This window comes from Oleiphilus sp. HI0117, assembly GCF_001635235.1.
The window spans coordinates 1-6,593 of sequence record NZ_LWGA01000909.1; the positions used below are offsets into that span (position 1 = coordinate 1).

General features: G+C 43.9%; 6 protein-coding genes and 1 pseudogene. 5 read left to right on the plus strand and 2 right to left on the minus strand.

Annotation, left to right across the window (positions count from 1 at the left end; translation table 11 throughout):
* Positions 1–366 (minus strand): annotated as a pseudogene (locus A3757_RS16110) (endonuclease III); the annotation flags it as partial.
* A gap of 230 nt (positions 367–596) precedes the next feature.
* Here A3757_RS16110 and A3757_RS16115 point away from each other — a divergent pair.
* The 5 genes from A3757_RS16115 to argB all read left to right on the plus strand — a co-directional run bounded on the left by A3757_RS16115 (position 597) and on the right by argB (position 6,350).
* Positions 597–806 carry a cold-shock protein gene (locus A3757_RS16115; protein WP_068512589.1) on the plus strand — a complete coding sequence of 70 codons (210 nt, stop codon included), beginning with the start codon at positions 597–599 and terminating at the stop codon, positions 804–806.
* A 207-nt stretch (positions 807–1,013) separates the two neighbouring features.
* Positions 1,014–2,252, plus strand: coding sequence for a bifunctional phosphopantothenoylcysteine decarboxylase/phosphopantothenate--cysteine ligase CoaBC (gene coaBC / locus A3757_RS16120; protein WP_068512586.1), 1,239 nt, complete (start codon positions 1,014–1,016; stop codon positions 2,250–2,252).
* 76 nt (positions 2,253–2,328) lie between these two features.
* Positions 2,329–2,790 carry a dUTP diphosphatase gene (dut, locus tag A3757_RS16125; protein ID WP_068512582.1) on the plus strand — a complete coding sequence of 154 codons (462 nt, stop codon included), beginning with the start codon at positions 2,329–2,331 and terminating at the stop codon, positions 2,788–2,790.
* A gap of 24 nt (positions 2,791–2,814) precedes the next feature.
* Complete coding sequence (locus tag A3757_RS27940; RefSeq protein WP_082865411.1) at positions 2,815–5,415, plus strand: phosphomannomutase/phosphoglucomutase; 2,601 nt, start codon at positions 2,815–2,817, stop codon at positions 5,413–5,415.
* A 38-nt stretch (positions 5,416–5,453) separates the two neighbouring features.
* A complete protein-coding gene (gene argB, locus A3757_RS16135; protein WP_068512576.1) occupies positions 5,454–6,350 on the plus strand; it encodes an acetylglutamate kinase in 897 nt (298 codons plus the stop codon).
* Between the two features lie 45 nt (positions 6,351–6,395).
* Here argB and A3757_RS16140 read toward each other — a convergent pair.
* A partial coding sequence (locus A3757_RS16140; protein WP_156506360.1) for a diguanylate cyclase domain-containing protein occupies positions 6,396–6,593 on the minus strand: 198 nt, incomplete at its 5' end.

Here is a 6,593-nt window from a genome sequence, read left to right on the forward strand (position 1 = left end):
TGCAGTTTTTCTTCCTACACCAGGCAAAGCCTCAAGCTCTTCTCTGGTTTGTGGGACCTCACTATTATGCTTATCTATCAGTATGTTGCATGTTTTAATGACGTTTTCTGCTTTTGCATTAAACAGGCCAATGGTTTTTATATAAGCCTTTAAGCCATCAAGGCCCAAGTCTCTAATTGTTTCGGGGGTATTGGCAATGGGAAACAGTTTATCGGTTGCTTTATTTACACCTTTGTCAGTTGCTTGGGCTGATAAGACGACAGCTATCAGTAACTCAAAAGGGGAGCTGTAGTTCAGCTCTGTCTCGGGGGATGGGTTTTCATTTCGTAAGCGTGTAAAAATTTCAGTGCGTTTGCTTTTATTCATAAGGTAGTAGCTAATATAGGCGGTAGGGAATGTTTACTTTTTGTGACTCTTTATGTATGAGGTTTGTATTTAAGATTTAATAGAGTATACTGCAGGCAGCCTAGAAAGCCCGGCTATTTTTTTATGTTCTGTGTTTAGACTTGCTAGTAATAGTGTTCAACCCGGTAAGCATAAGTTATATCCAGTTTTTCGGCGATTTTATGTTTTAGTTTTTTAGTCAGGATATGATTATGTCAGATAGAGTTACTGGTAAAGTTAAGTTTTTCAACGAATCTAAAGGTTTTGGTTTCATCGAGCAGGAAAATGGCCCAGACGTGTTTGTACACTTCAGCGCTATTCAATCTGATGGCTTCAAGACTCTTGCTGAAGGTCAGACTGTAGAATTTACAGTTGGTACTGGTCAGAAAGGTCCACAAGCTGAGAACGTTACTCCTATGTAATTTCTCTCGATGAGCATGCTACCCTCGTGGTATCAGCTTATTGAAAAAGAGCGCTTTTTAGCGCTCTTTTTTTTGCCTGTAAAAAATGCAGAGTGAGCAGTTCGCATGAGAGTGCTTGACGCCGAACTCCTAATAAACTCTTGGTTTAGCGTGAAATCGAGGGCTATGAGTGGTATCTTTTCGCTTTTATCGTGAAGGGAAGTAGGTATGAGCTCCAAACTGAGCGGCAAAAAGATATTACTTGGGATAACCGGCGGTATCGCAGCTTACAAATCTGCAGACCTGTGCAGGCAGCTCGTTAAGGCTGGCGCACAAGTACGTGTTGTGATGAGTAGGGGAGCTCAGCAATTTATTACCCCACTTAGCCTGCAGGCTTTGTCTGGTAACCCCGTCCAAACTGAACTGTTAGACTCCGATGCAGAAGCAGGAATGGGTCACATTGAACTGGCAAAATGGCCAGATCTTATCTTGGTTGCTCCAGCCACAGCTGACTTTTTAGCGAGATATGCTCAAGGTATGGCGGGCGACTTGCTTAATACTTTGCTGTTGGCTAGTACTGCTCAGGTATTCCTGGCGCCTGCAATGAATCAGGCTATGTGGTTGAACCCACTGACTCGGCGGAATATTTCTGAATTGACTAAAACTCTGGGGTCTGCAGTGACAATCCTGGGGCCAGCACAGGGAGAACAAGCCTGTGGGGATGTCGGTCCTGGCAGAATGTTAGAGCCCGCGGAGCTGTGTGAGTCGCTAGAGATATTAATTACTAAAGAACCATCTAGCTTATTGGCTGGGCGTAAGGTAGTGATCACTGCCGGACCAACACAGGAAGCGCTTGACCCGGTCCGCTATATTAGTAATCACAGCTCGGGGAAAATGGGCTATGCACTTGCTGAAAGTTGTGTTCGTGCAGGGGCAAAGGTTACCTTGGTTTCTGGCCCGACAAAACTTGACGCGCCCGATGGAGTTGAGCGTTTGAATGTATTGTCAGCAGTAGAAATGAGGGATACTGTTTTGGCACAGCTTGGCGGTTCAAATAATATTTTCATTGCGTGTGCAGCGGTGGCGGACTACAGGCCTCAGACGATACAAACAAAGAAAATAAAGAAGAAGCCTGATGAAGGCGAGTCGATGACTATTACCTTAGAGCAAAATCCGGATATTGTAGCGACAGTTTCCTCATTAAAGTCACGTCCTTTTACCGTTGGTTTTGCTGCAGAAACACATGATGTGTTGGATTATGCCAGAGACAAACTTAAGCGTAAGAACTTGGATATGATTATAGCGAATGATGTATCCAAGCCCGAGATAGGCTTTAACAGTGATCAGAATGAGGCATGGATAATTACTGCGCAAGATGAAAAGGCTTGCGCTAAGCAGTCCAAAGCCTCTTTAGCTGAAGAAATAGTAAAGGATATAGCAAAAAAAATGGATGGAAGCGCTTCTTAGCGAAACTCGCATATACAAAGCGAAAGAAGCATCTAAACTTATGTCGACAGTAAATAAATATTGAGAAGATCTGATAATGACGCGACAAACACTACAGGTAAAAATCTTGGATGAACGCTTGGGTTCAGAAATCCCCATGCCAGAATACGCAACTCAAGGCTCTGCTGGAATAGATTTAAGGGCTTGCTTAGATAAAAGCATAGAGCTGGCTCCTGGTGAAACCGTTTTGTTACCTACAGGGTTGTCTATTTATATCGAAGATCCGAATCTGGCTGCGATGATATTACCGCGATCCGGACTTGGGCATAAACATGGTATTGTTTTGGGCAACTTGGTAGGCCTGATCGACTCAGATTACCAAGGGCAGTTAATGGTTTCTTGCTGGAACCGGGGGAACTCAAACTTTGTTATTGAGGTTGGTGAACGCATTGCGCAGTTAGTGCTTGTGCCGGTTGTTCAGGCGCAATTTGAGGTTGTTGAAGAATTTACGGAAAGTGCTCGCGGTGAGGGCGGTTTTGGTTCGACTGGCAGAGCATAGTAACAATAGAGTGAGAGCTTGAGCATGTTCAAAAAGAAAGATACGGTTGTCAAAGATAGCACTAAAGAAGAGGCGGCAGCCAAGAAGCCTGCGAAGAAAGTCAAATCTTCAAAGAAAACAAAAGTAGGAAAAAGCCTGGTATCGTGGATATACCAACCGGCCTTACTTGTGTTGATAGGCTTGACTGTATCGTATTTTTTAATTGACCAGTTCTCGCTACGTCAAAATGAAATTGCATTTAATGCAGAGGTAGATCAACAGCGTCTAGACTCTCTGGCTCAAAGTTTTAATGCTTACATAGATGCGAAAAAGCGAAGTGTAGCCAATATATCTTTACAAGATTCTGGCGAAGAAGGCTTATCAAGTCGTCAACTTAAGAGCTTTTGGGCAGAGCTTGATGCTGTTTATCAGGTGCCTAGTTCCAAGCTAGAAAGTTTGCGACAAAATAACCCAGCGCTTTCTTTTGCCAGTATCGACTTGCTGAGGCGTTCGCTAAAGAAAGAGAGCTTATTAATAGAACCCTTCTTTAACGAAGGTGTTTGGTATATTCAGTTTGCAAGCCCTGTAAAACAACGTGAATCACAAGCGTTGTCTGGTGATATTATGCTGGCTATATTTCAGTTGAATATCATCGAGTCAACTCTCAAGCAGAGTGAGGCGGCAAGTGCTGGTGAGGTGGCTTTGGCATCTCAGTCCGGGCGAGCGATCTTATCCTTTGGAAAAGGCAACTCGGCAAATAAACTAAAGAGTGCTACCAGTGTGCCTGGCGTCACAATTACCTACGCTCCTGATGCTAGAAAGTCCTTACAGATTGACCGAATAATGGTGATGATTATTTTGCTTGGGGTAGGTGTTGTGCTAATTCTTGGGCTAGTGTTAATCGCTCGGATGAACATGCTAAGTGTTCGTAAAGATATTCTTCAAGTTAGTCAAATGGCAGCTGGGCTTGCTTCGGGTGGCAAAACTGGGCGTGCCTCCTTCTCCTTTGGAGAGTTCACAGCAATGTCGTCAGCTGTATCTGAACACATAAAGCACTTATCCGCGAGTGCGAAGAAGTCTGTGCAACAGACCGCTAATAAGCCAAAAGAAGAGCAGTCTAAAAAAACAGCTCCTGTTTCGAATGACGTAGAAGATGATGCGCCTCTGTTTGATGATGATTTGCTTGATTTGGATGTGTTAAATGATGCAGAAGGCTCTGGAGCGCTTGGTGATACAGATGATATGGTTTCGGAAGTGCAAGGTCTGGATATAGATATTCCCCAGACTATTTTCCGCGCCTATGATATCCGGGGTGTGGTTGACGAAACCTTAAACGAAGGGCTTGTAGAGTTAATAGGTAAAGCTATTGCAAGTGAGGCGCTTCTTCAAGGGCAAAACGCGATATGCGTCGGGTTTGATGGTCGTTATTCTAGCGTACCGTACTCGGATTCATTGATCCGCGGGATCTTGAGTACCGGCCTGGATGTCGTCAATGTTGGGCAGGTTCCCACGCCGGTTTTATATTTCTCTACGCACCACTTTAAAACAGGAAGTGGTGTGATGATTACAGGCAGTCATAATCCAGCTAATTATAACGGCCTTAAGATCATGCTTGATGGTAAAACCTTGGCTGGCGATGATATTCAAAAGCTCTACAACCGTATCTTGTTGCAGGACTTTGAGCATGGAGAAGGTTCATGTACAGATAGCGATGTGACCCAAGAGTACATGGACACAATTCTAAATGATATTGCTGTTGCTGCGCCTTTAAAAGTTGTATTGGATGCGGGTAACGGCGTGGGCGGGAAGGTTGCGCCACAACTAATTGAAGAACTTGGTTGTGAAGTTATTCCATTGCATTGTGAGGTTGATGGTAGTTTTCCTAATCATCACCCTGACCCTAGTAACCCAGACAATCTCAGAGACTTGATTGCCGCAGTGCAAGAGCATGATGCGGATATCGGTTTAGCCTTCGACGGCGATGCAGATCGTTTGGGCGTTGTAACCAATACAGGTAAGATTATTTGGCCTGATCGTTTGTTGATGTTGTTCGCCAAAGACGTTGTCTCCCGTAACCCGGGAGCAGATATCTTATTTGATGTTAAATGCTCTCGACGCCTTAATGGTTTGATTAGCAGTTATGGCGGTCGCCCGGTAATGTGGAAGAGCGGACACTCTTATATGAAAGCTAAAATGAGAGAAACCGGGGCATTACTTGCTGGTGAAATGAGTGGTCATGTATTCTTCAAAGAGCGTTGGTTTGGCTTCGATGACGGTCTCTATGCTGCCGCTCGTTTATTAGAAGTCTTGGGTATTGAAGATCGCTCTTCTGAAGAAGTATTTGCCGATTTTCCTGAAGACTTAAGTACGCCTGAGATAAATATCAGTGTGACAGATGAGTCTAAATTTATGATCGTTGAAAGTCTGTGTGCTTTGAAAGACCAGTTTGTTGGTGGAAATATTTCCACGATAGATGGTTTACGAGTCGAATACCCAAATGCCTGGGGTTTATGTCGTGCATCCAATACCACTCCCGTATTGGTTCTGAGGTTCGAGGCTGATAATGAGGCAGCTTTAGAAGAAGTGAAGTCGATATTTAGGACGCAGCTTCAGATAGTCGATCCATCAATTGAATGTAATTTTTAGGTCAACCATTCTGACCTTTATTGTTTGTTAGGAAAAATATGAGTTTAACAAGAGAATCTGCTGGCCAGGTGGCTTCAGTATTAAGCAAAGCACTGCCTTATATTCAGCGCTTTTCAGGTAAAACCTTGGTGATTAAGTATGGTGGCAACGCCATGGAGAACGAAGACTTAAAGAACAGCTTTGCAAGAGATGTTGTGTTGATGAAGTTGGTGGGCATCAATCCGATTGTTGTGCATGGGGGCGGCCCCCAAATAGGTGACTTGCTTGAGCGTTTGAATATTGAAAGCCACTTCGTTGATGGTATGCGTGTCACCGATAGCCAGACGATGGATGTGGTCGAGATGGTCTTGGGCGGAAAAGTGAATAAGGAAATTGTTGCTCTTATTAACAGCAATGGAGGTAAGGCAATAGGTCTTACAGGGAAGGATGCAAACCTGATCAAGGCAACTAAACTTCATGTCGATAAAATAACTCCAGAAGTTGATCGACCAGAAATTATAGATTACGGTCATGTTGGTCAGGTCAAGTCGGTCGATACCTCGGTTATTGATATGATGACCAAAAGTGATGTGATACCCGTTATTGCACCGATCGGAGTCGGTGAAGATGGGATGTCTTATAATATCAATGCTGACTTGGTTGCTGGAAAAGTAGCTGAGGCGGTAGCAGCAGAAAAACTTATTCTACTGACAAATATTTCTGGTCTGCAGGATAAATCGGGAGAGGTGTTAACAGGTTTATCAACTGCTCAGGTCGATGAGTTGATTGCTGATGGAACGATATACGGCGGTATGTTGCCGAAAATTAAGTGCGCTTTAGAGGCTGTGAAAAACGGAGTAAAGAGTTCGCACATTATTGACGGTCGAGTTAGCCACTCAACACTTTTGGAAATCTTTACAGATGAAGGTGTTGGAACGCTGATTACTAATGACTAGTACTTAGTGTGCTGAGCGGTCAGTAATTATGGCCGCTTGATTGTTTTAAATAAGCGTACTTGATGACTCTTTGCTGTCAGAACCTACATTTGAACCGCCCACAACTTTATTCTTTCCTGAACGTTTTGCCTCGTGCATGAACTTATCAGCTTTACGAATTAGCTGCTCTGCACTCTCTCCATACTTGTATACGGCGACACCGATCGAAGCTGTGACAGTTCCTAGTTCAATCTTTTCTGCGCT